The 21,435-nt window shown below is 72.8% G+C and carries 23 protein-coding genes; 11 read left to right on the top strand and 12 right to left on the bottom strand.

Features of this window, described 5'->3' with window-relative positions; genetic code table 11:
- Nucleotides 1–74: 74 nt before the first annotated feature.
- The 3 genes from ACWD12_RS35510 to ACWD12_RS35500 form a co-directional block, all read right to left on the bottom strand.
- A complete protein-coding gene (locus tag ACWD12_RS35510) occupies nt 75–572 on the bottom strand; it encodes a YybH family protein (RefSeq protein ID WP_450103053.1) in 498 nt (165 codons plus the stop codon).
- A 180-nt stretch (nt 573–752) separates the two neighbouring features.
- A complete protein-coding gene (locus tag ACWD12_RS35505) occupies nt 753–1,292 on the bottom strand; it encodes an RICIN domain-containing protein (protein ID WP_358355944.1) in 540 nt (179 codons plus the stop codon).
- Nucleotides 1,293–1,639: 347 nt separating this feature from the next.
- Nucleotides 1,640–2,698 carry a helix-turn-helix transcriptional regulator gene (locus ACWD12_RS35500; protein WP_450103052.1) on the bottom strand — a complete coding sequence of 353 codons (1,059 nt, stop codon included), beginning with the start codon at nt 2,696–2,698 and terminating at the stop codon, nt 1,640–1,642.
- Nucleotides 2,699–2,846: 148 nt separating this feature from the next.
- Between ACWD12_RS35500 and ACWD12_RS35495 the strand changes: the two genes are divergently transcribed.
- From ACWD12_RS35495 to ACWD12_RS35480, 4 genes are all read left to right on the top strand, one after another.
- Nucleotides 2,847–3,269 (top strand): VOC family protein, encoded by a 423-nt coding sequence (locus ACWD12_RS35495; protein WP_358355942.1) that lies wholly within the window; start codon nt 2,847–2,849, stop codon nt 3,267–3,269.
- A 428-nt stretch (nt 3,270–3,697) separates the two neighbouring features.
- Nucleotides 3,698–4,981 carry a MurT ligase domain-containing protein gene (locus ACWD12_RS35490; protein ID WP_450103051.1) on the top strand — a complete coding sequence of 428 codons (1,284 nt, stop codon included), beginning with the start codon at nt 3,698–3,700 and terminating at the stop codon, nt 4,979–4,981.
- The gene (locus ACWD12_RS35485) at nt 4,981–5,712 is read left to right on the top strand and encodes a type 1 glutamine amidotransferase (protein WP_358355949.1); all 732 of its coding nucleotides are present in this window, start codon (nt 4,981–4,983) and stop codon (nt 5,710–5,712) included. The genes ACWD12_RS35490 and ACWD12_RS35485 overlap by 1 nt, the downstream gene beginning before the upstream one ends.
- A 207-nt stretch (nt 5,713–5,919) precedes the next feature.
- On the top strand, nt 5,920–6,573 hold the full coding sequence (locus tag ACWD12_RS35480; RefSeq protein ID WP_450103071.1) for a GNAT family N-acetyltransferase: 654 nt from the start codon (nt 5,920–5,922) through the stop codon (nt 6,571–6,573).
- A 7-nt stretch (nt 6,574–6,580) separates the two neighbouring features.
- Here the strand turns inward: ACWD12_RS35480 and ACWD12_RS35475 are convergent, their stop codons facing one another.
- Nucleotides 6,581–7,006: a VOC family protein gene (locus tag ACWD12_RS35475; protein WP_450103050.1), complete on the bottom strand. Its 426-nt coding sequence runs from the start codon at nt 7,004–7,006 to the stop codon at nt 6,581–6,583.
- A 362-nt stretch (nt 7,007–7,368) separates the two neighbouring features.
- Between ACWD12_RS35475 and ACWD12_RS35470 the strand changes: the two genes are divergently transcribed.
- On the top strand, nt 7,369–7,992 hold the full coding sequence (locus tag ACWD12_RS35470) for an NUDIX domain-containing protein (RefSeq protein ID WP_450103049.1): 624 nt from the start codon (nt 7,369–7,371) through the stop codon (nt 7,990–7,992).
- 83 nt (nt 7,993–8,075) lie between these two features.
- On the opposite strand, the gene ACWD12_RS35465 is transcribed toward ACWD12_RS35470, so the two are convergent.
- The 6 genes from ACWD12_RS35465 to ACWD12_RS35440 all read right to left on the bottom strand — a co-directional run bounded on the left by ACWD12_RS35465 (nt 8,076) and on the right by ACWD12_RS35440 (nt 13,327).
- Entirely contained in the window at nt 8,076–8,621 is a 546-nt protein-coding gene (locus ACWD12_RS35465) for a hypothetical protein (protein ID WP_450103048.1), read from the bottom strand.
- A 388-nt stretch (nt 8,622–9,009) separates the two neighbouring features.
- Nucleotides 9,010–9,564 carry a DUF3291 domain-containing protein gene (locus tag ACWD12_RS35460; protein WP_450103047.1) on the bottom strand — a complete coding sequence of 185 codons (555 nt, stop codon included), beginning with the start codon at nt 9,562–9,564 and terminating at the stop codon, nt 9,010–9,012.
- 253 nt (nt 9,565–9,817) lie between these two features.
- On the bottom strand, nt 9,818–10,654 hold the full coding sequence (locus tag ACWD12_RS35455) for a helix-turn-helix transcriptional regulator (protein ID WP_450103046.1): 837 nt from the start codon (nt 10,652–10,654) through the stop codon (nt 9,818–9,820).
- Between the two features lie 47 nt (nt 10,655–10,701).
- On the bottom strand, nt 10,702–11,877 hold the full coding sequence (locus tag ACWD12_RS35450) for a cation diffusion facilitator family transporter (RefSeq protein ID WP_450103045.1): 1,176 nt from the start codon (nt 11,875–11,877) through the stop codon (nt 10,702–10,704).
- A complete protein-coding gene (locus ACWD12_RS35445; protein WP_450103044.1) occupies nt 11,874–12,314 on the bottom strand; it encodes an ArsR/SmtB family transcription factor in 441 nt (146 codons plus the stop codon). Before ACWD12_RS35445 ends, ACWD12_RS35450 begins: the two co-directional genes overlap by 4 nt.
- Before the next feature lie 197 nt (nt 12,315–12,511).
- On the bottom strand, nt 12,512–13,327 hold the full coding sequence (locus ACWD12_RS35440) for an SDR family NAD(P)-dependent oxidoreductase (RefSeq protein ID WP_450103043.1): 816 nt from the start codon (nt 13,325–13,327) through the stop codon (nt 12,512–12,514).
- 244 nt (nt 13,328–13,571) lie between these two features.
- On the opposite strand from ACWD12_RS35440, the gene ACWD12_RS35435 reads away from it, so the two are divergent.
- A complete protein-coding gene (locus ACWD12_RS35435; RefSeq protein ID WP_450103042.1) occupies nt 13,572–14,255 on the top strand; it encodes a TetR/AcrR family transcriptional regulator in 684 nt (227 codons plus the stop codon).
- A gap of 3 nt (nt 14,256–14,258) precedes the next feature.
- Nucleotides 14,259–14,897: an N-acetyltransferase family protein gene (locus ACWD12_RS35430; protein WP_450103041.1), complete on the top strand. Its 639-nt coding sequence runs from the start codon at nt 14,259–14,261 to the stop codon at nt 14,895–14,897.
- 238 nt (nt 14,898–15,135) lie between these two features.
- Here ACWD12_RS35430 and ACWD12_RS35425 read toward each other — a convergent pair whose 3' ends face one another.
- Together ACWD12_RS35425 and ACWD12_RS35420 are read right to left on the bottom strand one after the other, a co-directional pair.
- Nucleotides 15,136–15,438 carry a DUF6342 family protein gene (locus ACWD12_RS35425; protein ID WP_358355920.1) on the bottom strand — a complete coding sequence of 101 codons (303 nt, stop codon included), beginning with the start codon at nt 15,436–15,438 and terminating at the stop codon, nt 15,136–15,138.
- A gap of 361 nt (nt 15,439–15,799) precedes the next feature.
- Nucleotides 15,800–16,684, bottom strand: coding sequence for a PaaX family transcriptional regulator (locus ACWD12_RS35420; protein ID WP_450103040.1), 885 nt, complete (start codon nt 16,682–16,684; stop codon nt 15,800–15,802).
- A 179-nt stretch (nt 16,685–16,863) separates the two neighbouring features.
- On the opposite strand from ACWD12_RS35420, the gene ACWD12_RS35415 reads away from it, so the two are divergent.
- The 4 genes from ACWD12_RS35415 to ACWD12_RS35400 all read left to right on the top strand — a co-directional run bounded on the left by ACWD12_RS35415 (nt 16,864) and on the right by ACWD12_RS35400 (nt 21,293).
- Nucleotides 16,864–18,114: an LLM class flavin-dependent oxidoreductase gene (locus ACWD12_RS35415; RefSeq protein WP_450103039.1), complete on the top strand. Its 1,251-nt coding sequence runs from the start codon at nt 16,864–16,866 to the stop codon at nt 18,112–18,114.
- A gap of 158 nt (nt 18,115–18,272) precedes the next feature.
- Entirely contained in the window at nt 18,273–19,346 is a 1,074-nt protein-coding gene (locus tag ACWD12_RS35410) for a zinc-binding dehydrogenase (RefSeq protein ID WP_450103038.1), read from the top strand.
- A 436-nt stretch (nt 19,347–19,782) separates the two neighbouring features.
- Nucleotides 19,783–20,217 carry an ATP-binding protein gene (locus tag ACWD12_RS35405; protein ID WP_450103037.1) on the top strand — a complete coding sequence of 145 codons (435 nt, stop codon included), beginning with the start codon at nt 19,783–19,785 and terminating at the stop codon, nt 20,215–20,217.
- Nucleotides 20,218–20,318: 101 nt separating this feature from the next.
- A complete protein-coding gene (locus ACWD12_RS35400) occupies nt 20,319–21,293 on the top strand; it encodes a zinc-binding dehydrogenase (protein ID WP_450103036.1) in 975 nt (324 codons plus the stop codon).
- The last annotated feature ends 142 nt before the right edge of the window (nt 21,294–21,435 follow it).

Below are 21,435 nucleotides of genomic sequence, written 5' to 3'. Positions count from 1 at the left end.
CCCGAGGACCGGCCCGGGCATCGTCCCGGGGAATCGCCCCGGATGGTCGGCCCCGCCCAACGCGGCCGACCGGGCTACGGCGTCAGGTCGAGGGCGGCCCGCGCGGTTTGCCCGTCGTAGGGGACGGACAGGTGTTGGTGGGTCATCCGCGAGTGGCCGCCCCGGCGTGTGAAGACGCGGGTGGCGCGGGACCAGGCCTCGGTGGCCGAGCCGCCGGGGTTCGCCAGGCGGATGCGGTCCAGGCCCCAGGCGACGGCGAGGTCGTCGCGCGCGGCCACGGTGAGGTCGGGGACGTCCCAGTGGACGGTGGCGTCGCCGGCGGCGTCGAGGCCTGCCTTGCAGGTCGTACGGAGGTCGGCGACGCCCGTGTGGCGCAGCGGCGTTTCCTGTTCGTACGCGACGACGTCCTCGGCACTGTCGGCGATCATCGCGTCGAGGTCCTTGCCGGCGGTGTGGGCGAACCACCAGTGGTGGAGGTCGCGGATTTCGGTTTCGGAGCGTCGGTCCGCGGCGTCCCGGTCCGCCGCCGTCGCATCCGCCGTCTCCGTGGTGGCGTCAGGCGTGGGCGTCATCGGGAACGAGTGGTGTTCGTGGGTGACCGTCCAGCGCCCGTCCAGCGCCCGTCCTGTTTGCGGAGGAACGGCGCTTCGCGGACGGTTTCGGGCTGCTCGCCGTCGGGCCCCGCACACCTGTGGGGTGCGGGGCCCGACGGCGAGGGTGAGCGGTGAGTGGACCGCCTGTCGGCGGAAGGCTCAGACCGCGTTGAACTGCTGCCTGGAGATCGCCCTCCAGTTGCCGTTCACAAGCTCGAACTGACACGGCGCCAGGTAGATCGCACTGCCGTTGCCGGGCCAGGTGGACACCGGAGCGAGGGTCAGGCATGTCTGGGTGCGCTGGTTGATCAGCGCTCCGCTGCCGCCGGCGAGGGAGTGCCACTGCTGCCCGGAGTACCCCGGGTCGGCCTGGCAGTCCCACAGGAACACGTTCGACGTTCCGTCGGTGGTCAGGCAGCGCTGTCCGTAGCCGCTTCCCATGCTGCGCAGCCAGTACAGGTCGTAGCCCAGGCTCTGGGCGTACCACATCTGGTTGAGGGCCTGCTCGGGCGGCAGGCACTCCCATTGCTGCACTCCGCCGCCGTTCTGGTTGTTGGTCTGGCCCACGGCGTCCAGACAGTTCCAGTTGCCGGTGAACATCTTCTTGTACGTGCCTGGTATCACGTCGGCGTGCGCCGACTGCGGAATCAGGAGGGTCAGAAAACAGGCAGCCAACAGGCACACGATTTTCCTGGTCATCGGCATCCTCGCTGACGGGCCGTCGACGCCCGGGCCGGGAGCCGGATCGGCCGCCCGACAGTGCCCGCACCCGCGCCAATGGACAACAACCGGGCGCTGCCAGGCGCGTTGACCAGCCAACTGGGTTTCTCGACGCCGCAGTGGCGGCTGGAAACGTAGGGCGACACGTGCCGCCGGACAGGCGTGCCCGGTCTCCGAATGGCCGGAACGGGATATCCCGCCCAGAACGCGCGGTGCGGGCGAACCGCTGATTCCGGTTACGCGCCGGGCCGAGAGCCGCTCGTCACCACATTTTCCGCAGATGTCTGATGTCGCGGGCCGTGATCTTCGACCGAAAACCACACGGGTCAGCGGGACGCGCCTCGGCGGGAGGCGGCGGCCGCGTACCGGGCAGCGAGTTGGGCGAAGGCGTCGGCGAGTTCGGGTGGGGTGACGGCCTCGATGTCCGCGTCGAAGCGGCCGAAGGCGGCGGCCAGGCCGGGCCACGACCAGGAGCCCAGCGCGACCCGGCAGCGGTCGGGGGCGAGTTCTTCGACGACCGCGTCGTGCGCGTACGGGATCACCTCGGCGGCGGGGAGGGCAAGGACGGCCTGCCCCCGGCACGGCCAGTCGGCGGTCGTGCCGCCGGAGCCGCGGAACCGCCCCGTGACGAACGCGGCCACGTCGCCGCCGGGGAGTTCGCGCGGGGTGAAGCGCGGTCCGGTCGGCGTACGCGGGTGGAGGCGGTCGGCGCGGAACGTCCGCCAGTCCTCGCGGTCGAGGTCCCAGGCCAGGAGGTACCACCGGCCGCGCCACGCCACCAGGTGATGGGGCTGTACGCGGCGGCGCTCCGGTCCCTGTCCCTGCGCCCGCTCCCCTCCGCGATCCCCCGCGGTGGCCTGTGCGTAGTCGAAGCGCAGTTCCTCGCGGGCGTGGACGGCGGCGCTCAGGTCCGCGATGAGGCGGGTGCCGGCGGGTGGAGTGTCCGGGCCGTTGCCCGCGGGTTCGTACGGCGCCGAGGGGACGGCGGTGACGTGGACCGTGTTGTCCATGCGGTGCCGCAGCCGTGGCGGCATGACCTGCCGGACGGTGGCGAGGGCCCGCGCCGCGTCGTCGGCGAGCGCGGTGCCGGCGGCCGCGGACGCGGTCCGCAGGGCGAGGGCGAGCACGACGGCCTGGTCGTCGTCGAACAGCAGCGGGGGCAGGTGCGTGCCGGCATCCAGGCGGTAGCCGCCCGCCGGGCCCTTGACCGCGGTGATCGGGTAGCCGAGTTCGCGCAGGCGGTCGACGTCACGGCGGACCGTGCGCGGGGTGACGCCGAGCCGCTCCGCGAGGTCGTCGCCCGGCCATCCGGCCCAGGCCGACCGGTCTCGGCGCGTTTGCAGCAGGGAGAGCAGCGCGAGCAGCCGTGCGGACGTCTTATGCATGCACATAAGTCTGCCCTCAGTACAGGACACAACCTGTCCGCTACCGCTGCGACGGTTGGGGAACCGGGCGGCGCTGCGGCACCGGCACGAACGACCGCGTGAGGGCGCCCACCCCGCACCCACACCCCACCGAAAGCGAGACGCAGCCATGTCCGTCACGACCACCACCCACCTGAACTTCCGGGGCGACGCACGCCAGGCGCTGGACTTCTACCAATCCGTCTTCGGCGGGCGCAGCGTCGCCGTCACCTACAAGGACGCCGGAAGCGTCCACGACGAGAGCGAGGCCGACTGGATCATGTGGGGCGAGGTGGCCGGCGCCGACGGCTTCCACGTGATGGCGTACGACGTGCCCTCGCACCTGCCCTGGAGCCGGGGCGAGAGCCCGTTCTTCGTCTCCGTGCGCGGCGACGACGCCGACGAGATCGCCGCCTTGTGGCGGAAGCTGTCGGCGGGCGCCGGCGTCGTACGCCCGCTGGAGCCCGCGGCGTGGGCGCCGCTGTACGGCATGCTCACCGATCGCTTCGGGGTCACCTGGGTCCTGGATGTCGCCGCGCCCTACAACGGCTGACCCCGCCAACGGTCGGCCCCGGGTTCCCACCCTGGGTCCGCGGGGCTCCAGGTGGCCAGGTCGGCTCGGCAGGACCGCTGGGCCGTCGGACCCGGCCGGTGTCGCGCCTGTGGTCGCGCCGGTCGTCGTGCCCGAGCGGCGTCCCACCTCAGGGGGCCAATCTCGATAGGCTGACGCGACGTATACGGATCCCCCGCCCCGGCGGCAGGACCGGGTGCGGACCTCCGAGGGTGTGTCAGGTGCCGTACGGCGCCCGGCCGTCCGCGCGCGAACGGCCTAGGGCGTCGCGTGCGGACCGGCGCACCCGGGCGGGGCTCCCGTGTCCGTGCCCTGTCCGCCGGACGCGGGGGGCCGAGGGAACGGCCGCCGCCCGGTCGCACGGGCCTGGGTGTCGGCGGCAGGCGAGACCGCTGGAGGATACGCATCCGATGACAGGAACCCCCGTCCCGGGCCAGGGCGCCGGGCCCTCGCGCGGACCCGACGCGCTGCCGCCGAGGTCCAAACTGGCGGTGACCGCGAGCCGGGTGACCGCGGCCATCTCGCGCCGCGCCGGCAAGGGCAGCGGTTCGGTGATCGGCGGGAAAATCGCGCTGCGGATCGCCCCCGACCTGCTGGCGCAGCTCGCCGACCATCTCCAGGTCGTGCTGGTCTCGGGAACGAACGGCAAGACGACCACGACACGGCTGGTGGCGGAGGCGCTGCGCGCGGCCGGTCCGGTGGTGTCGAACGCGCTGGGCGCGAACATGCCGGCCGGGATCACCTCCGCGCTCGCGGGTGCGGGGGACGCCCGGTTCGGCGTGATCGAGGTCGACGAGAAGTACCTGTCGGGTGTCGCGCGCGACACGGACCCGATCGCGATCGTGCTGCTGAACCTGTCGCGCGACCAGCTGGACCGGGCCGCGGAGACGCGCATGCTCGCCGAGAAGTGGCGCGAGGGCCTGCGCGGCACCGAGGCCGTCCTGGTCGCGAACGCGGACGACCCGCTCGTGGTGTGGGCGGCGTCGTCCGCGAAGGACGTGGTGTGGGTCGCGGCCGGCCAGATGTGGCAGGAGGACTCGTGGTCCTGCCCCTCCTGCGGCGGTGTGATGCACCGTCCCGGCGACGACTGGTACTGCGGCGACTGCGACTTCCGGCGTCCGCAGGTGACGTGGTCGCTGGTCGGCGAGGAGATGGTCGACCCCGACGGGCGCGTGTGGCCGCTCGAACTCCAGCTCCCGGGCCGGGCGAACCGCGCCAACGCGACGACGGCGGCCGCGGTCGCGTCCGTCTTCGGGGTGGACACCGCGGCGGCGCTCGCGCGCATGAAGCACGTCACGGCGGTCGCGGGCCGGTACGACATCGTGCCGTACGGCGGCCGGAACCTGCGCCTTCTGCTGGCGAAGAACCCGGCGGGCTGGCTGGAGACGTTCTCGCTGATCGACCCCGCGCCCGCGCCGGTCATCCTGTCCGTCAACGCGCTCGACGCGGACGGCAAGGACACCTCGTGGCTGTGGGACGTCGACTACACCAAGCTGGCCGGCCGTCCGCTGTTCGTGCTCGGGCAGCGCCGTCTGGACCTCGCGGTGCGCCTCGACGTGGCCGGGCTGACGTTCACCGTCCACGAGGACCTGGCGAGCGCGGTCGCCGCGGCCCCGCAGGGGCAGATCGAGGTCATCGCGAACTACACGGCGTTCCAGCAGCTGCGCCGCACGATCAAGGAGGCCCAGGCGTGATCGGGATGAGCAGTCTCCGGCTGGTGTGGATCTACCCGGACCTGCTGAGCACGTACGGCGACCAGGGCAACGCGCTGATCGTGGAGCGCCGCGCGCAGATGCGCGGGATCCAGGTGGAGCGGATCGACGTGCGGTCGGACCAGCCGGTGCCGACGTCCGGCGACATCTACCTGATCGGCGGGGGCGAGGACCGTCCGCAGCGGCTGGCGGCGGAACGCCTGCGCAAGGACCCGGGGCTGGGGCAGGCGGTCGCGCGCGGTGCGACGCTGCTGGCGGTGTGCGCGGGCTACCAGATCATCGGGCACGAGTTCGTGGACGACCTCGACCGGGTCGAGCCGGGCCTGGGGCTGCTGGACGTGAAGTCGGGGCGCGGTCCGGTGGGCCGGCGGTGCGTCGGCGAGGTGCTGGCCGACGTCGAGCCGACGCTCGGGCTCCCGGCGCTGTCCGGGTTCGAGAACCATCAGGGCGTCACGCACCTGGGCCCGGGCGTCAAGCCGCTCGCGCGGGTGACGGCCGGGTTCGGCAACGGTACGGAGGACGGCACGGAAGGGGCGTTCGCGGGCCGGGTGATCGGCACGTACATGCACGGCCCGGTGCTGTCCCGCAATCCGGCGCTGGCGGACCTGCTGCTCACCTGGGCGACGGGTGTGCCGCTGACGCCGCTGGAGGACCGCTGGCACGAGCAGTTGCGGGCGGAGCGGCTGCGCGCGGTGCGGGCGGCGTCCGCCTGACGCCGAGCTGACGTCGACTGTCCGGCTTTCGTCTGGCAGTGACCGCCGCCCTGCTGTGCGGGGCGAAACGCCGGTGGGCGCGTACCGAGAGGTGCGGGCCCACCGGCGTTTCCGTGTGCGGTGCGCGTGCGCTTCCGCGCGCGCACGTGTGCGGAGGAGGGGCGTGTACGCGGCGGCGGGGGCCTGCGGGAGCATGGGGGCGTGGTGATGGAGATCGAGACGGACCGGCTGCTGCTGCGCCGGTGGCGCGCCGACGATGTCGAGGCGTTGGCGCCCATGTACGCGGACCCGGAGGTCATGCGGTTCATCCGCGACGGCGGGGTGCGGACTCGCGAGGAGACGGCGGCCGCGATAGCGGCGTACGAACAGGCTTGGGACACCCTCGGGTTCGGGCTGTTCGCGGTCGAGCTGCGCGGCGGGCCCGGTGACATGCCCGGCGTCGGGCCGGGTGGCGTGCCCGGCGGGAGATCCGGCAGCGGTGGATCCGGCGGCGCGCTGGTCGGCTGGGTGGGCCTCGCGGAGCCGGAGTTCCTGCCGGAGATCATGCCCGCGGTGGAGATCGGGTGGCGGCTGGGCCGCGCGTACTGGGGGCTCGGGATCGCCACCGAGGCGGCGCGTGAGGTGCTGCGGTTCGCGTTCGCGTACGCCCGGCTCCCCAGGGTGGTGAGCATCTGCGACGTCCGCAACACCGCCTCGATGCAGGTGATGCGCCGACTCGGCATGGCCGAGGAACGCGAGACGGTGGTGCCGGCGTACGGGAAGCGGGTGAAGGTGTACACCCTCTCGCGCGGCCGCTACCTCGCCGGTGCCGCGGACGCCTCGGGCACCGCGGGCACTGCGGGCACTGCGGGCACGGGCTAGAAGCGGGCTAGGGGCGGGCGTACGGCCGCGTCATGATCTCCATGTTGTGGCCGTCGGGATCGTCGAAGTACGCGCCGCGCCCGCCGAAGAGGTCGTTGGTGCGCCCCAGTTCGGTGTGGCCCGGGTCGGCGTAGTACACGATCCCCAGCGTGTCCAGGCGGGCGAGCATCGCGTCGAACGCCTCGTCCGGGACGAGGAAGGCGTAGTGCTGCGGCTGGATCGGCTCGTCGCGCATCTCGTAGTAGTCGAGGGTGACGCCGTTGCCGAGGTCGACGGGCAGGAACGGCCCGAAGCGGGCGCCGACCTCCAGGCCGAGCACGACCGCGATGAACTCGGCCGAAAGCGCGGGGTCGGCGGCGTGGACGACGGTGTGGTTCAGCTGCACGGTACCGGTGACGCCGTCGTGCGGGTGCTGGGCGGAGGGGTGGGACATGGGTTCGCGTTGTCCGTCCGGGGGTTAAGTGGTGCCGGGTTGCCTGGGTGTGCTGACCGGCACGCGCGGGCGGGCCGGTGGCCCACGGTCGATGATCCTATTGGCTCGTTGCTCCGTTCGGGCAACCAACCCGGTGGGCTATTGCCTCGCAGAGCACGGTTTTTGGCGCTGTGTCAGCCTTGCGGCGGGCGTTGTTGCGCGTGTTCTTTCGAATGTTCCCTCACCTGTCCTTCGGGGTGTTCTTTCGGGTGCGGTGCCTTGGGTGCCGTGTCGGCCGGGCCCGGACGTCGGGTTGGCGGACCTCTTGGCGTTCCGCGGTGGGCGCGCACTAGCCTGATGATCCCGTCGGAGAGGGGCCGGGCATGAGCGCAGGCGTGGGTGTGGGCGAGTTCGCGGCGACGGCACGGGAGCGGCTCGCGGCTTTCCGGCACACCGAGGTCGCCGACGCGCCGGGGATGCGCCGGGCCGCGGTGGTGCTGTGCACGGCGGAGTTCGACGGCGTGGCATGTGTGATCGTGATCAGGCGGGCGTACCGGGGCCGCAACGCGGGCCAGTGGGGCCTGCCGGGCGGCCGGGTGGACGACGGGGAGTCCGCGGTCGGCGCTGCGCTGCGCGAACTCGCCGAGGAACTGGGCCTGTTGCTCGGCGAGGACGCGGTGCTGGGGCGTCTGGACGACTTCCCGGCCACCTCCGGCTTCGCCATCACCCCGATCGTGGCGGCCGTCGCCGGTCCTGTCGTGCTGACCCCGAACCACGAGGTCCACGCCGTGTATCCGGTGGAGTTGACGCGGTTGGCGGACCCCGACACGCCGCGCTGGCTGCCGCAGCCGGGCGGCCCGCCGCTGCTGCAGATGTGGCTGCGCCCCGACATGGTGATGCACGCCCCGACCGGGGCGCTGCTGTGGCAGTTCCGCGAGGTGGTGCTGCTCGGCCGCCTCGACGCCCGCGCGGCCGACTTCGCGCAACCCGAATGGACGCGCCGCTAGCCGCGTGGTCGTCGCCGCCGGTTCGTCCCCTGCGCCTCCCGTCCCCGCAGACCGTTCCCGGTTCCGCTCGTTCCCCCGGCTGTCTACGTGCTCCCGTTCCCAGCCCGTACGAGGGGCCTGGCCGGGCGCCGCGCCGCATGGGACACGGCCACGAACACCGCCAGGCCGACGGCGAGTTCGGGGAGCGGGAACAGGATCAGGCTGTGCAGCTCCCAGGCCTCCGGGCCGGTGACGGCGAGCCGCAGCCACCAGGGCGCCATCGTCAGGTAGCCGACCACTTGCCCTGCCACGGCCGCGAGCGGGGCGACGCCGCGCACCGCGGCCAGGCGGTTCGGCAGCGCGACGGCGAACAACCCGGCGCAGATGCCCGACCACGCGCCGATGAGGAGGCCGCCGAACAGGACCGCGCCCACGTTGTCCTGGAAGACGTCGCTGCCCTCGCAGTCGGTGTCGCACCAGTCGGTCACCTTGGCCAGGACCACCAGCACGATCAGCACGTTGACGACGACGGCGGTGCTCCATGCGGTGAAGAACAGCCGGGTCCGCAGACTGCGACCCGGCCCGTCGGTGCCGTCCCCCGCGCTCCCCGAGCCGCTTCCGGGCGTGGCAGAGCAACCAGTTCCGCTCATCAGGTCCCCCCTGAGATGCGCGTCCCGGTCCCGGCCGCGGCGGTGCCCGGCCGGTCCGTCGAGGCCCCCCGGCCCACGGACGCGTTGTCACCTCGCAGCCTAGGCGCGCGGGGCTCCTGCCGGTCGGGAACCGGAAGTTACGTACGCCTCGGGCACCGTTGCCGGCCGGGGCGTCGCCGGTCGCGCCCTCACGTGATGGCGATTGCGTACAGCTCCAGACGCCCGCACCCCCCGCTCCAGGTCGACGCGCCCGAACCCTGTGCACTTCGATCCGCTCGGTCCGCTTGGTCCGCTCATGGCGCGAGGCTCGCAGGTGCACGCCGGGCGCGCGGGACGGTCTTCCGTCAACCTCCCGCGAACTCGGTCCACGCGGGCGTCCTCCGGCGCGTCAGGGTGTGGCGGGCGCCGGGTAGCGCTGACGGAAGGTGAAGGCCTCGGGGGTTGGGCCGTGGGTGCGGAGGTGTTCCAGGCGGTCGGCGGCCTCGCGTTCGGTCGGCTCGGTTCCTACGGGGACCCACCACAGGACCTGGTAGCGCTCGCCCATGTCGCCGAACCATTCGTTGCGGCGGCGCAGGTACTCCAGGTGGTGGCCGCGGTACGCGAACTCCCAGAGGGAGTCGACGTCCTCCCACACCGTCAGGTTCACCAGGACGTCGGCGTCGAAGACGGTGGGCACGTAGGTGGCGTCGCGGTCGTTCTCGTCGCCGATCAGCCGCCACACGAAGCCCGGCGAGGACTCGGCGAGCAGGTTCACGGTGTGGAGACCGGCGACGAAGTCGGCGAGCTGCGGCGAGTCGATCGGGGCGAGCAGGCGGGCGACGTTGAGCTGTGCCACGTGGTACGCGGCGGCGGCCCCCTCGGCGGGCTCGCCCGACGGGTGCGGCGTGGCGGCGGAGGCGGGCATCGGGGCCGTGTCGGCAGGCGTGTTCGGCATGGGCGTCATGTCACCATCTCGCGCGGCGGTATGTCAATCTCCATTGTTTTTAGAAATCAGGTGGTGGACGATGCCCGTCTCGGGGCGCACGGGCGCCCCGCGCGCGCACGGCGACGGAGCCGCGACGCGTCCCGTTGGGCGACGTGGCGAGTGGGGTGACGGGGTGGGGTGGTGGCGCGCATGGCCGGGTACGTCCGTCGGCTCCTGGGCCCCGTCGGGCCGGGCGGACCCGGCGGACCAGCGGTCCTGCGGCGTGGCGTGCTCAGGCCGACTCGGGTGCCGGTTCCAGGACCACGCAGCAGCCGTCGCCCGCCGGGGCGATCCTGGGCCGCCAGGCGGGCGTACCGGCGCCCTCGACCAGGCCCTCCAGCAGCGCGAGGTTCATGCCGCAGACCAGCGGCGGGAACTGCTCGGCGAGCCGGTGGAACGGGCAGTTCCGCAGCCGCAGCGCACTCGGCAGCGGCCCGTGCTCCGCGTCCCGGCAGGTCCCCTGGATCGACTCGGCGTCCTGTGCGTCACGCGCGTCCCGGGCGTCGGGTTCGGGCTCGTACCCGCGGGCGCGCAGTGCCTCGGCCAGGCGTACGCCCTGCTCCGCGACACTCCCCGACCCCGCGGCGGCCCGGGCCCGGAACGGAAGTCCCGCCGCGTAGCCCTCCTCACGACCCGCGCGCGCCACCGCGTCGTCCGCGCGCAGCCGCTCAAGCGCCTCGGCCAAGACCAGGCCCGCTGCGTCGTACGCCCGCTGCGGCACCGACACCGACAGCTCCCCCGCCGCCGGCCGGTACAGCTTCGCGGGCCGCCCCGCGCCGGGCCCGCTGCGCCCGGCCGGGCGCGCGAACGCGACCTCCACCAGGCCCACTTCGGCCAGCTTGTCGAGGTGGTGCGCCGCGAGGGTGCGCTGCACCCCGACCGCCTCGGCGGCCTCGGCTCGGCCGACCTCGCGCCCCGCGGCGGCCACGTAGCGGTACAGGGCGCGGCGCACCGGGTCGGCGAGCACCGCCACCGCGTCGAGCGCGGCGTCCTGTCCGCCGTCGGCCGCAGGGCGCGGCGGGCTGTCCTCGTGAGTACGGCCGTCCGCCGCGCCCTGGGTCACGTCCACCCCCGGAGTCTAGGCACGCCGAGCCGGAGGCTGCGCGCACCACGTCGTCATCGGGGCGTGCCCGCCGCGCGGTGCACCGTGCCGTGTGGGTCCGCGCAGTGCGACGGATCGGCGCTCGTGGCGCCTTCGGCCTTCGGTCCCTCGGCGATCTCCCAGACGCCGGGCGGCGCGTGGTCGACCTGGAGGGTGGTGTGTTCGACCTGCCAGCGTTCGCGCAGTACGCGTTCCAGGCGGTCGCGTACCGCGTGGCAGTCGTGTCCGGCGTCCACGAGCACGTGTGCCGACAGGGCGGGGAAGCCCGAGGTGATGGTCCAGATGTGCAGGTCGTGCACCTCGGACACGCCGTCCTGGAGCGCGAGTTCGCCGCCGATCTCGTCCGGTTCGAGTCCCGCGGGGGCGGCCTCCAGCAGGATGCGCCACGACTCGCGGACCAGCATGAGCCCGGCCTTGAGCATGAGTGCGGCGACGACGAGCGAGGCGATCGCGTCGGCGCGGGCGAAGCCGGTGGTCATGACCACGACGCCGGAGATCGTCGTGATGATGAATGCCCACATGTCGTTCAGGATGTGCTGGTACGCCCCCTCGACGTTCAGGCTCGACCGGTTCGCCCGGCTGATCAGCCACGCCGCGGCGACGTTGACCGCGATCCCGGCGACGGCGGTGATCACGACGAGGCCGCCCTCGACGTCGGGCGGGTCGATCAGGCGGTGGATCGCCTCGTACGTGAACCACACCACCAGCAGCAGGAACGTGATGCCGTTGATCTGCGCCGACAGGATCTCGGCGCGCTTGAGGCCGTACGTCCAGCGCCCGCGCGCCGGCCGCGCCGCCAGCCGCATCGCGACCAGCGCCAGCACGATGGACACGGCGTCGGTCAGCATGTGGCCCGCGTCGGTGATCAGCGCCAGGGACTGGGCCATGACGCCGACCACGACCTCGACGGCCATGTAGCCGCCGATCAGGACCAGCGCGGCCGTGAGGTAGCGGCGGTCGGCGTCGGGCGACACCCCGTGGGAATGCCCGGCGTGCCCGTCGCCGTGCGCATGGTCGTGCGAGTGGTCGCCTGAGCGGGTGTTCTTGGCGCGTGCCGCGCGGCGGCCGTTGCCGTCCCGGACGTCGTCCGGGACGTAGCCCGCGGCGTGGCTGTGGCCGTCGTCATGGCCGTGACGGTGGTCGTCGTGGCGCTGACCGCCCTGGTTTGGCACGTTGTCCGTCGACGTCATCGGTCCGCACCCCCCGTGCGGGTCGGCGCCGCGGCAGCCGCGGTGGTCGCCACGGTGTCCGCGGGCCCGGCGTGCTCGAGGTGGGCGAGGGTGACGTCGAGGAGCAGGCGCACGTGGGCGTCCGCAAGACGGTAGTACGCCATGCGCCCCGACCGCCGGGCGGTGACGACGCGGTGTGCGCGCAGCAGCCGCAGTTGGTGGGACACGGCGGACTCGCCCTGCCCGCACGCCGCCGCGAGGTCGCAGACGCACATCTCGCCCTCCAGCAGCGCGACCAGCAGCTTCAGCCGTCCCGGGTCGCCGAGCAGCGCGAAGACCGCCGCGGTGTCGGCGACGCGGCCCTCGTCGGGCAGCGCCTCGCGTACGGCCGCGACCCGGTCGGCGTCCACGACGCGCACCGCGCACGCGGCGTCGGCGTCGGGCTGCGGGGCGGTCACCGGGCACCCCTCATTGCCTCATATGAACAAGTCTTCATATGAGGACCATAGGGGTGGGGGGTATCCCCGCGCAATGCCCCCTCGAACAACGCGACCACCGTCAGTCGGGCCCTCATCCGGAAGTCCTCGGTCCGCCCGTGCGGCGGAGCCTCGACGTCCCCGGCTTCCTCGAAGTCGTTCTCGGCGTTGGTCGACTCTCAGGCGTTGGCGCCCGCGTCGACGGTGATGGCCGCGCCGGTGATGTGGCGGCCGGCGGGGCCTGCCAGGTGGGCCACGGTTGCGGCGACGTCGTCCGGGTCGAGGAAGCGGCCCAGCGCGGTGAGTTCGCGCTGGAAGTCCGCGTCGGCGGCGTCGGCCGGGTTCATGTCGGTGTCGGTGGAGCCGGGGTGCACGACGTTCACGGTGATGCCGCGCGGCCCCAGGTCGCGGGCCAGTCCGCGGGTGAGGCCCCCGAGGGCGGCCTTGCTCATCGCGTAGAGGGTGACGCCGGCGAACGGCACGCGCTCGCCCAGCGTGCTGCCGATGCCGATGATGCGCCCGCCGCCGTCCGGCAGATGGCGCGCCGCCGCCTGCGAGGCCAGGAACGCCGCCCGTACGTGCACCGCGATCGTGTGGTCCACCTCCGCCAACGAGACCTCCTCGACCGGGCCGCTGGGGAACACGCCCGCGTTGTTGACCAGGATGTCGAGGCGTCCGAGCCCGGCGGCGGCCCGGTCGACCGCGGCGGTGACCGCGGCCGGGTCGGCGGCGTCGGAACGAAGGGCCAGCGCCCGGCGTCCGGCGGCCTCGACATCGGCGACGACCTTGCGGGCGTGCTCCTCGCCCGCCGCACTGACGTACGTGAACGCGACGTCGGCGCCATCCCGTGCGAGCCTGCGCACGATCGCCGCACCGATCCCCCGGCTGCCACCGGTGACCAGTGCCGCCTTGCCGACCAGCACACCGCCCGCGGGGTACGTCGCGTCGGTGGGCACATGGGTGGGCTCGGCGGCGGAAACGTGGGGCACGGCCATCGGAGGCTCCTTCGCAGGTCGTGTCATCGCAGGTCTTGTCGCAACTTGCGTGGCACGTCGTTGTCGCGCGTCGTTGTCGCGCGCTGGTCTTCGCAGTCGTCAGGGGCAAGCCGCGGCGCGGGGGCGCGGTCGCCGCACGGCGACTTCTGTGTTGATCGACACAGAACGCTTCCACGGCACATCTGCCCACGTCAAGCGATATATTGAAGGAACGACACAGAAGTCCTGAACGAAGGACATACCCATGGTGAGAGCTGGACGCCCCCGGAGCTTTGACCGCGACACCGCACTCGGACGCGCCATGCGCGTCTTCTGGGAGCGCGGCTACGAGGCCACCTCCATGGGGGACCTCACCACCGCCATGGGCATCGCCTCGCCCAGCCTGTACGCGGCCTTCGGCTCCAAGGAGCAGCTCTTCCGCGAAGCCGTCGCCCTCTACGACGCCACCCTCGGCGCCGCCGTCGACCGCGCGCTCACCGACGAGCCCACCGCCCGCGAAGCCGTCGCCGCGATCCTGCGCGCCAACACCCGTACCGCGGACGACGACGGCCCCGCCGGCTGCATGTTCGTGGTCGCCGCCACCAACTGCACCGACGCGAACGCCGCCGTACGCGACCTCCTCGCCACCCGCCGGAACGAGGGATTGCGCGACCTGCGGCTGCGCCTGGAACGCGGGGTACGCGAGGGCGACCTCCCACCGCACACCGACACGTCGGCCGTCGCCGCCTACTACGTCGCGGTGGTCCAGGGCCTGTCCATCCGCGCCCGCGACGGTGCCTCACGAGCCGAACTCACCCGCACCGCCGACCTCGCGATGGCCACATGGGACACCGTCACCGGCGGGCCCGCCCCCGGCACCCCGGCAGCGGCCGCCCCGGCGTCCTCAGCCACCTCGGCCGACGCCTCGAGCCCGGCTCGGGTCGGCTGACCCGTGCTGCGACTCGGCAACGTCGCGCGGGACCCGGCGATCCTCACGTACACCCTCGACCGCGACGACGGCACCGCCCTCATCCTGCGGCCGCTCGAACACGGCGACGCGGACGGACTCGCCGCGTTCCTCGCCGGACTGTCCGCGGAGACCCGGCGACTGAGCACCTTCGACGGGTACGACCTCGACGCCGCCCGCGAACTGTGTGCCGCAATCGCACGCCACGACAAACTCAGGCTCGTCCTCGACGCCTCCCGAGCAGGCCCCGCGCCCTCGTCCGGGACGATCGTCGGCCTGATGGAGTTCAGCCTCGACCTCCCGCCGGGCGACGTCGCCCGCTACCGCCGGGCCGGCATCCGCCTGACGCCCGCCGACTGCCGCTTCGGCCCGACCCTCGCCGACGACCACCAGGGCAAGGGCGTGGGCTCGCGGGTGTTTCCGCTCGTCGCGGACGTCGCCCGCCGGTTCGGCCGGCGGCGCATCATCCTGTGGGGCGGCGTACTCGCCGACAACCCCCGCGCCATCAGCTACTACGTCAAGCACGGCTTCCGCACCGTCGGCCGCCCGTTCCCCGGCCCCGACGGCGCGCCGTCCCTCGACATGATCCTCGACCTGCCCCCCGCCGGCGGCGTAGCGGTGTAGCGCCGTACCGGAACGACGGTGGGGACGGCGTCGAGAAGCGCCGCCCCCACCGGCCGCCGGACGCGGAAGCGAATGCTCCGGTCCGCGGACCTCGTACTCGTACCTGATGTGCCGATCTCACCGCCCGGGCGAAATCGGGCGCGGCAAAACAGTTCACCGCCCGGAAATCCGGACCCGGAATTCGATCGCCCGGGAATTCGATCTCCCGAGAATTACCTGCCGCGCCTGGGTGTGCCGGCTAGTACGACAGGTCCTTCTGCTCGGTGATCAGATTTCCGGCGATATGCAGGTTGCCGTCGGAGTCGAGCACGGCGATGATCTTCTTCGTCGTGCCGTGGTACGTGGTGAAATAGATCTTGTCCGCCTCCTGCGTCAGCGAGTTGTTCGAGTTCACCGCGAGCTCGATGCTGTTCGGGCCGCTGATCAGCACGTCCTGCTTGGCGGGCGCGTTCGGGTAGACCTGGTTCTGCCGCAACCTGACGCGGCCGTGCGTGTCGCCCTCGTTCCAGTCCGTCGCCACTCCGAGGTCGATCTCGGGCATGAGACATCCTCTCCAGCTCCGGCGGGTCTTTTCTCCCCCCTCGGATTTCGATCGCGTCGCCGCGGGCGAATCCGACAGGACTCCCGCTCCCCCGGTACGAAAATTTCAGGCGGGGTGAACGCACACCCCAACCGCTCGGAAGCCTACGCAGGTCGCACCGCCCGGCGATAGGGGAATCAAAAAGATCAGACCTCGCCGGTGAATTCGTTATTCCTCTTCGATCCGCCCGAATTCGGCCGGAAAACAGCCACCGGGAAGCGGCGGACCGGGCCCGAGCGGCGACCCGCGCCGCCGTCGCCCCGACCGGGGGGCCACACCCCCGTCGCGCCCGCGGACCGAAATCGCCGCTCAGGGCACCCGCTCAGGCCGTCCGTTGCGCCGCCGTCGGCCGCGGATCCCGGTCCAGCCGAGCCCACCAGCGGTCCGCCGCCTCGTGGCAGTCCAGCCACGTACGCACGAACAACTCCGCCGCCTCATGGCCCAGCCAGTCCGGCGGCAGCAGTACGCCGGGCAGCCGCGGGTCCTTGTCGAACGTCAGCCGCCACGCGTGCACCAACCGCGTCCGCAGCACGAACGCCTCCTCGTCGCCCTCAGCCCGCGCCCCGCCGTAGCGGGCCAGGAAGTCGGCGTGCAGCGGACGCACCGCGTCCAGGTCCCACGCCTGCGCCGCGAGCGCCCGGTCCGCCGCGGACCCCGCGCCGCCGCCCGGCACCGACTCCGCACGGCACGTCAGCCACATCGCATGCGCGCCCAACCCCAGCTCTTCGACGAGCTCACGCAACGCACCGATCCCGCCAGCGTCAGCCGCGATCCACACGCCCTGGCCCAGCGTGCCGAAGCCCTGAAAGGCCAACTGCTCCTCCACCGCTGCCCGTTCGGTCCGCGCGGTGGCCGGTACGCGCATCAGCAACTGCTGCCAGGTCCCGTCCCACGGCGTCTCCTCCATCGCCCGCCGCAGCCGCGCGGTCCAGCTCGCCAGCAGGCGGACCAGCCGCGGCGTCATCACCAGCCGCGTGAACCGGCCCGCAGGCTCCGTGGTCAGCCAACCCTCGTGCGTCAGCCGCGTGATCGCGCGCCGCGCCGCGGTCTCCTCCACCCCGCAGGCCCGCAGCGCGTCGACCACCGCGGCCGACCAGACGCGGTCGGCGCCCGCGTACCCGACGTACTCGCCGAGCACGGTCAGCAGAAGGGTGCGGGCGCTCGGGCTGCCGTCGCTGCGACGACGGGTGCGCGGTGCGGTGGTCATGTCCGCTCCTTGCTTCGGGGACCTCGGGGGACGGGGGGCGGGCCCGTTGATGATCTCGGATCGACGTCGCCTTGTCAGCAACAAGGCCGGTGCTCTTGACCTCGCACGTCCTCAACGATAGGACATAAGAACTGTCATCATAATTTTGCGTCCAACGACATCGCCCGAGAGGCAGCCCCATGACCGACGCCGCCGCCCGCACCACCGCGCCCTCCGCCGCCCCGACCGGCGCCACCACCCCGGCCGACCCCGCCGCACCCGTCGGCCCCACCCGCTTCGGCGCGTTCATCGCCCCCTACCACGGCATCGACGGCAACCCCACCCTCCAGATACGCCGCGACCTCGACCTCGTCGCCCGCCTCGACGACCTCGGCTTCGAGGAGGCCTGGATCGGCGAACACCACAGCGCCGGATACGAGACCGTCGCCTCCCCCGAGGTCTTCATCGCCGCCGCCGCCGAACGCACCCGCCGCATCCGCCTCGGCACCGGCGTCAACTCCCTGCCCTACCACCACCCCCTCGTCCTCGCCGACCGCATCGTGCAGCTCGACCACCAGTCCCAGGGCCGCGTCATGTTCGGCGCCGGCCCCGGCCAACTCGCCTCCGACGCCTTCATGATGGGCATCGACCCCATGAAGCAGCGCGGCATGATGGCCGAGGCACTCGAAGCCGTCGTCGCCCTCCTCCGCGGCGAAATCGTCACCCGCACCACCGACTGGTTCACGCTCGACGAAGCCCGTCTCCACCTCGCCCCCTACCAGCGCGGCGGCATCGAGGTCGCCTGCGCCTCCACCGTCTCCCCGTCCGGCTCCGTCCAGGCCGGCACGCACGGCCTCTCGCTCCTCTCCCTCGCCGCCTCCGACCCCAACGGCTTCGAGGCCCTCTCCGGCAACTGGGACATCTACGCCAAGACCTGCGCCGAAAACGGCCACACCGCCGACCGCGACACCTGGCGCCTGGTCGTCCCCATGCACCTCGCCGACACCGAGGAAGAGGCCCGCCGCCAGGCCGAGTACGGCGTACTCCACCTCGTCCGCTACATCGAGGGCCTCACCGGCATGACCATGCCCTGGGGCGCCACCGCCGCCGACGCCGTGCGCCAGTGGACCACCGACGGCTTCCCCACCTTCGGCGTCGCGATGATCGGCAGCCCCGCCGACGCCATCGCCCGCATCGAGGCCATGGCCGAGAAGTCCGGCGGCTTCGGCACCCTGCTGCTCCTCGACCTGCCCATAGCCGACCCCGCCGCCAAGCGCCGCAGCTACGAACTCTTCGCCGAGTACGTCATCCCGCACTTCACCGGCGCGAACCGCCCCCGCCAGGCGTCCATGGCCTGGGCCAACCAGAACAGCGGCAAGTTCATCGGCGCACTCCGCCAGGCCGTCGAAGCCGCGTTCACCCAGCACCGCGACGGCACCGACCCGGCCTGAGCACCTGGCCTGAGCACCCGGCGCCCGAACACACCCGAGACCCCGAACACACCGGGCACCCGCGAACACCCCCGCCCGCGAACCCCCGGGCATCCGCACTTCGCGGCATCAGAAGACCCCGACCCAAGAAGTCCCCGACACAAGAAGAGGCGACCACCATGCGAGCAGCGGTCCTGCGCGGCGGGCACTTCACCGTCGACGACGTCCCCGAGCCCACCCCCGGCCCCGGCCAGGTCCTCGTCGAAACCGCCGCGTGCGGCATCTGCGGCTCCGACCTGTCCGCCTATAAGCACACCGCCGAGTTCCTCCAGGCCTCCATCGACTCCGACACCCCGTCGTTCATCTTCGACCCCGACGCCGACCTCGTCATGGGCCACGAACTGTCCGCCCGCGTCGTGCGCCCCGGCCCCGGCGTCGAAGGCTTCGCCGAAGGCCAGGTCGTCGTCGGACTCCCCTGGGCCCTCGACGGCGGCGGCACACTGCGCACCATCGGCTACTCCAACCAGTTCCCCGGCGGCTTCGGCGAACGCATGGTCATGCAGGCCGCCGCCCTTGTGAAGGTCCCCGACCACGTCCCCGCACCCGTAGCCGCGCTCACCGAACCCCTCGCCGTCGGCTTCGGCAACGTCGCCCGCTCGGGCGCCGAGAAGGGCGGCGGCGCCATCGTCATCGGCTCCGGCCCCATCGGACTCGGCGCCGTCGGCGGCCTCGTCGAACGCGGTGTCGCCCCCGTCATCGTCTCCGAACCGTCCCCGCGCCGCCGCGAACTCGCCCGCGCCTTCGGCGCCCACGTCGTCGTCGACCCCGCTGAACAGGACCCGTTCGCCGTCTGGCGCGAAGTCTCCGAGGCCGGCCAGCCCCTCACCGTCTTCGAATGCTCCGGCAAGGCCGGCATGTTCAACGACGTCCTCTACAAGGTCCCGCGCGGCGCCACCGTCATGCTCATCGGCGTCTGCATGACCATGGACTCCTTCCGACCCGTCGTCGGCATCTACAAGGACCTCACGGTCAAGATGTGCCTCACCTACCCGCCCGAGCAGTACCCCGCGACCCTCCGGCGGATTGCGGAGGGCACCGTCGACGCCGCCTCGCTCGTCACCGGCGAGGTCGGCTTCGGAGGCGTCGCCGCCGCGATCGACACGCTCGGACGACCCGACGACCACGTGAAGGTCCTCGTACGCCCGCACCTCGACGGCGCCGACGTCCACACCCCCGACCTCACCCGCGGCTGACCCGCCCGCACTCGCCGGCGGCCCCCGCCGACCCAGACCCCATCCGCCCCACTCGCATCACCGCCAACAGCCCACCTGCGGCGCACCCGCCGCCGACGCCCCCACCCCCACCGGCCCGACCCACCGGCGCGCACTCCCCACCGAGTGCGCGCCGGTCCGCGTCCGACGCACCCGCGCGCCCCGTACGAGATCCCGCAAGACCCCGGATACCAACACGGAGTGACGGATTCGACACTCATAGTCGCGAAAGGGTCGGTACGCTGCTCCGAACAGCCGCATCCGCCCCCGGGGGCACCATGAGTCACGCAACGCACCGCATGCGCAGCAACACCCGCAACACCCGCAGTCACAGCATGCGCCCCCTGCGCCGCAGGACCCGCACCACACAGACCGCACCGGCGCACCCGCGCGCGGCCCACACCCCGGAGGCCGCGGCATGACCGCCCTGCGCGACGCCACCCCCGCCTGCCGGTTCCAGATCCCGCCGCACAACGCCGCCGTCCCCCAGGCACGCCACGCCGTCATCGACGTCGCCACCGGATGGGGCTTGCCCCCGCACCACGAACGCGCCGACACACTCCGCCTCGTCGTGTCCGAACTCGTCACCAACGCGGTCAAGCACGCCGGCATGCTCTCCCCGCAGATCGACGTGATCCTGCACCTGACCGACACCGGCTGCATCCAGATCGGCGTCCACGACCGCCACCCCTTCCGCCCCAAAGCCCTCCTCGAAACCGTCGACGACGACAGCGGCCGCGGCCTGCACATCGTCAAGTACCTCGTCGACGAATGCGGCGGGACCGCCGGCATCGAACCCGACCCCGACCTGGGGGGCAAAACCATCTGGGTGACCGTCCCCCTCCCCCACTGACCACCGCCGCCGCACACCACTCCCGCCCGACGGCACAGGCCGGCCCCCGCCGCACCGGGACCGCCTCCGCACCCCCGACCGACCCGTGTCAGAGTCGGCGCATGCACGCAATACGCCTCCACGCCCACGGCCCGGCCGAGAACCTGACGTACGAGGAAGTCCCCGACCCGGTCCCGGCCGCCGGCCAGGTACTCGTCCACGTCGAAGCCGCCGGAGTCCACCTGATCGAGGCACGGCTGCGCGGCGGCACCGCCGTCGGGCCGCACCAGCCGCCGGCGGTACCCATGACGCCCGGCGGCGAAGTCGCCGGTGTGGTGGGCGCGCTCGGGCCCGGCGTCGACGAACACTGGCTGGGCCGCCGCGTGGTCGCCCAGCTCCACGCCGCGGGCGGCTACGCCGAAATGGCCGTGGCACAGCTCGAAGGAGTCCGCCCGCTCCCCGAGGGACTCGACGCCGCCACCGCCGTCGCGGTCGTCACCAGTGGCGCCACCGCGCAAGGCGTCCTGCACGTCGCCGCACTGACGCCCGACGACACCGTGCTCGTCATGTCCGCCGCCGGAGGCCTGGGCAGCCTGCTCGTCCAAGCCGCCCGGCACGCCGGCGCCACCGTGGTGGGGGCCGCAGGCGGCACCGCCAAGACCGACCGCGTACGCGCCCTCGGAGCCGACGTCGCGGCGGACTATCGGCACCCCGACTGGCCTGCCCGCGTACGCGCCGCCCTGGCCGGCCGCGGCGTCACCGTCGTCCTCGACGGCGTCGGCGGCACCCTGGGCCGCCAGGCACTCGAACTCCTGGAACCAGGCGGCCGCTTCCTCCTGTACGGATGGGCCTCCGGCGAACCGACCGCGATCACCACGCAGGACCTCGTCGCCCGCCAACTCACCGCGACCTGGGCACTCGGCCCCCAGTCCCTCCCCGCCGGCGGCCGCGACGAGCTGACCGCACGCGCTCTGGAGGAAGCGGCCTCCGGCCGCTGGGTCCCGCTGATGACCCGCTTCCCGCTGTCCAAAGCAGCCGAAGCCCACGCCGCACTCGAGTCCCGCCAAGTCGAGGGCAAAGTCGTCCTCACCACCTGAAGGTTGTCCATAACTGGGGATTCGCCGTCGCGTTGGTCATGGTGTGGGTGGGGTGATCTCAGCGAGTGATCCGACGTTGATCGAGCCGTTTCGCGCCGCTCCACAACCATGCGCTCAGCGGATGAGCTGGTCCCGCCGCACC

Source organism: Streptodolium elevatio (assembly GCF_053592165.1).
The sequence above is the reverse complement of the archived record's forward strand: the minus strand, read 5'-3'. Positions and strand labels throughout refer to the sequence as shown.

What these genes read in the sequence shown, in the direction of transcription:
- ACWD12_RS35510 (WP_450103053.1), bottom strand. Translation starts at nt 572, where the DNA reads ATGACGCCCACGCCTGACGCCACCACGGAGACGGCGGATGCGACGGCG.
- ACWD12_RS35505 (WP_358355944.1), bottom strand. Translation starts at nt 1,292, where the DNA reads ATGACCAGGAAAATCGTGTGCCTGTTGGCTGCCTGTTTTCTGACCCTC.
- ACWD12_RS35500 (WP_450103052.1), bottom strand. Translation starts at nt 2,698, where the DNA reads ATGCATAAGACGTCCGCACGGCTGCTCGCGCTGCTCTCCCTGCTGCAA.
- ACWD12_RS35495 (WP_358355942.1), top strand. Translation starts at nt 2,847, where the DNA reads ATGTCCGTCACGACCACCACCCACCTGAACTTCCGGGGCGACGCACGC.
- ACWD12_RS35490 (WP_450103051.1), top strand. Translation starts at nt 3,698, where the DNA reads ATGACAGGAACCCCCGTCCCGGGCCAGGGCGCCGGGCCCTCGCGCGGA.
- ACWD12_RS35480 (WP_450103071.1), top strand. Translation starts at nt 5,920, where the DNA reads ATGGAGATCGAGACGGACCGGCTGCTGCTGCGCCGGTGGCGCGCCGAC.
- ACWD12_RS35475 (WP_450103050.1), bottom strand. Translation starts at nt 7,006, where the DNA reads ATGTCCCACCCCTCCGCCCAGCACCCGCACGACGGCGTCACCGGTACC.
- ACWD12_RS35470 (WP_450103049.1), top strand. Translation starts at nt 7,369, where the DNA reads ATGAGCGCAGGCGTGGGTGTGGGCGAGTTCGCGGCGACGGCACGGGAG.
- ACWD12_RS35465 (WP_450103048.1), bottom strand. Translation starts at nt 8,621, where the DNA reads ATGAGCGGAACTGGTTGCTCTGCCACGCCCGGAAGCGGCTCGGGGAGC.
- ACWD12_RS35460 (WP_450103047.1), bottom strand. Translation starts at nt 9,564, where the DNA reads ATGACGCCCATGCCGAACACGCCTGCCGACACGGCCCCGATGCCCGCC.
- ACWD12_RS35450 (WP_450103045.1), bottom strand. Translation starts at nt 11,877, where the DNA reads ATGACGTCGACGGACAACGTGCCAAACCAGGGCGGTCAGCGCCACGAC.
- ACWD12_RS35440 (WP_450103043.1), bottom strand. Translation starts at nt 13,327, where the DNA reads ATGGCCGTGCCCCACGTTTCCGCCGCCGAGCCCACCCATGTGCCCACC.
- ACWD12_RS35435 (WP_450103042.1), top strand. Translation starts at nt 13,572, where the DNA reads ATGGTGAGAGCTGGACGCCCCCGGAGCTTTGACCGCGACACCGCACTC.
- ACWD12_RS35425 (WP_358355920.1), bottom strand. Translation starts at nt 15,438, where the DNA reads ATGCCCGAGATCGACCTCGGAGTGGCGACGGACTGGAACGAGGGCGAC.
- ACWD12_RS35420 (WP_450103040.1), bottom strand. Translation starts at nt 16,684, where the DNA reads ATGACCACCGCACCGCGCACCCGTCGTCGCAGCGACGGCAGCCCGAGC.
- ACWD12_RS35415 (WP_450103039.1), top strand. Translation starts at nt 16,864, where the DNA reads ATGACCGACGCCGCCGCCCGCACCACCGCGCCCTCCGCCGCCCCGACC.
- ACWD12_RS35410 (WP_450103038.1), top strand. Translation starts at nt 18,273, where the DNA reads ATGCGAGCAGCGGTCCTGCGCGGCGGGCACTTCACCGTCGACGACGTC.
- ACWD12_RS35405 (WP_450103037.1), top strand. Translation starts at nt 19,783, where the DNA reads ATGACCGCCCTGCGCGACGCCACCCCCGCCTGCCGGTTCCAGATCCCG.
- ACWD12_RS35400 (WP_450103036.1), top strand. Translation starts at nt 20,319, where the DNA reads ATGCACGCAATACGCCTCCACGCCCACGGCCCGGCCGAGAACCTGACG.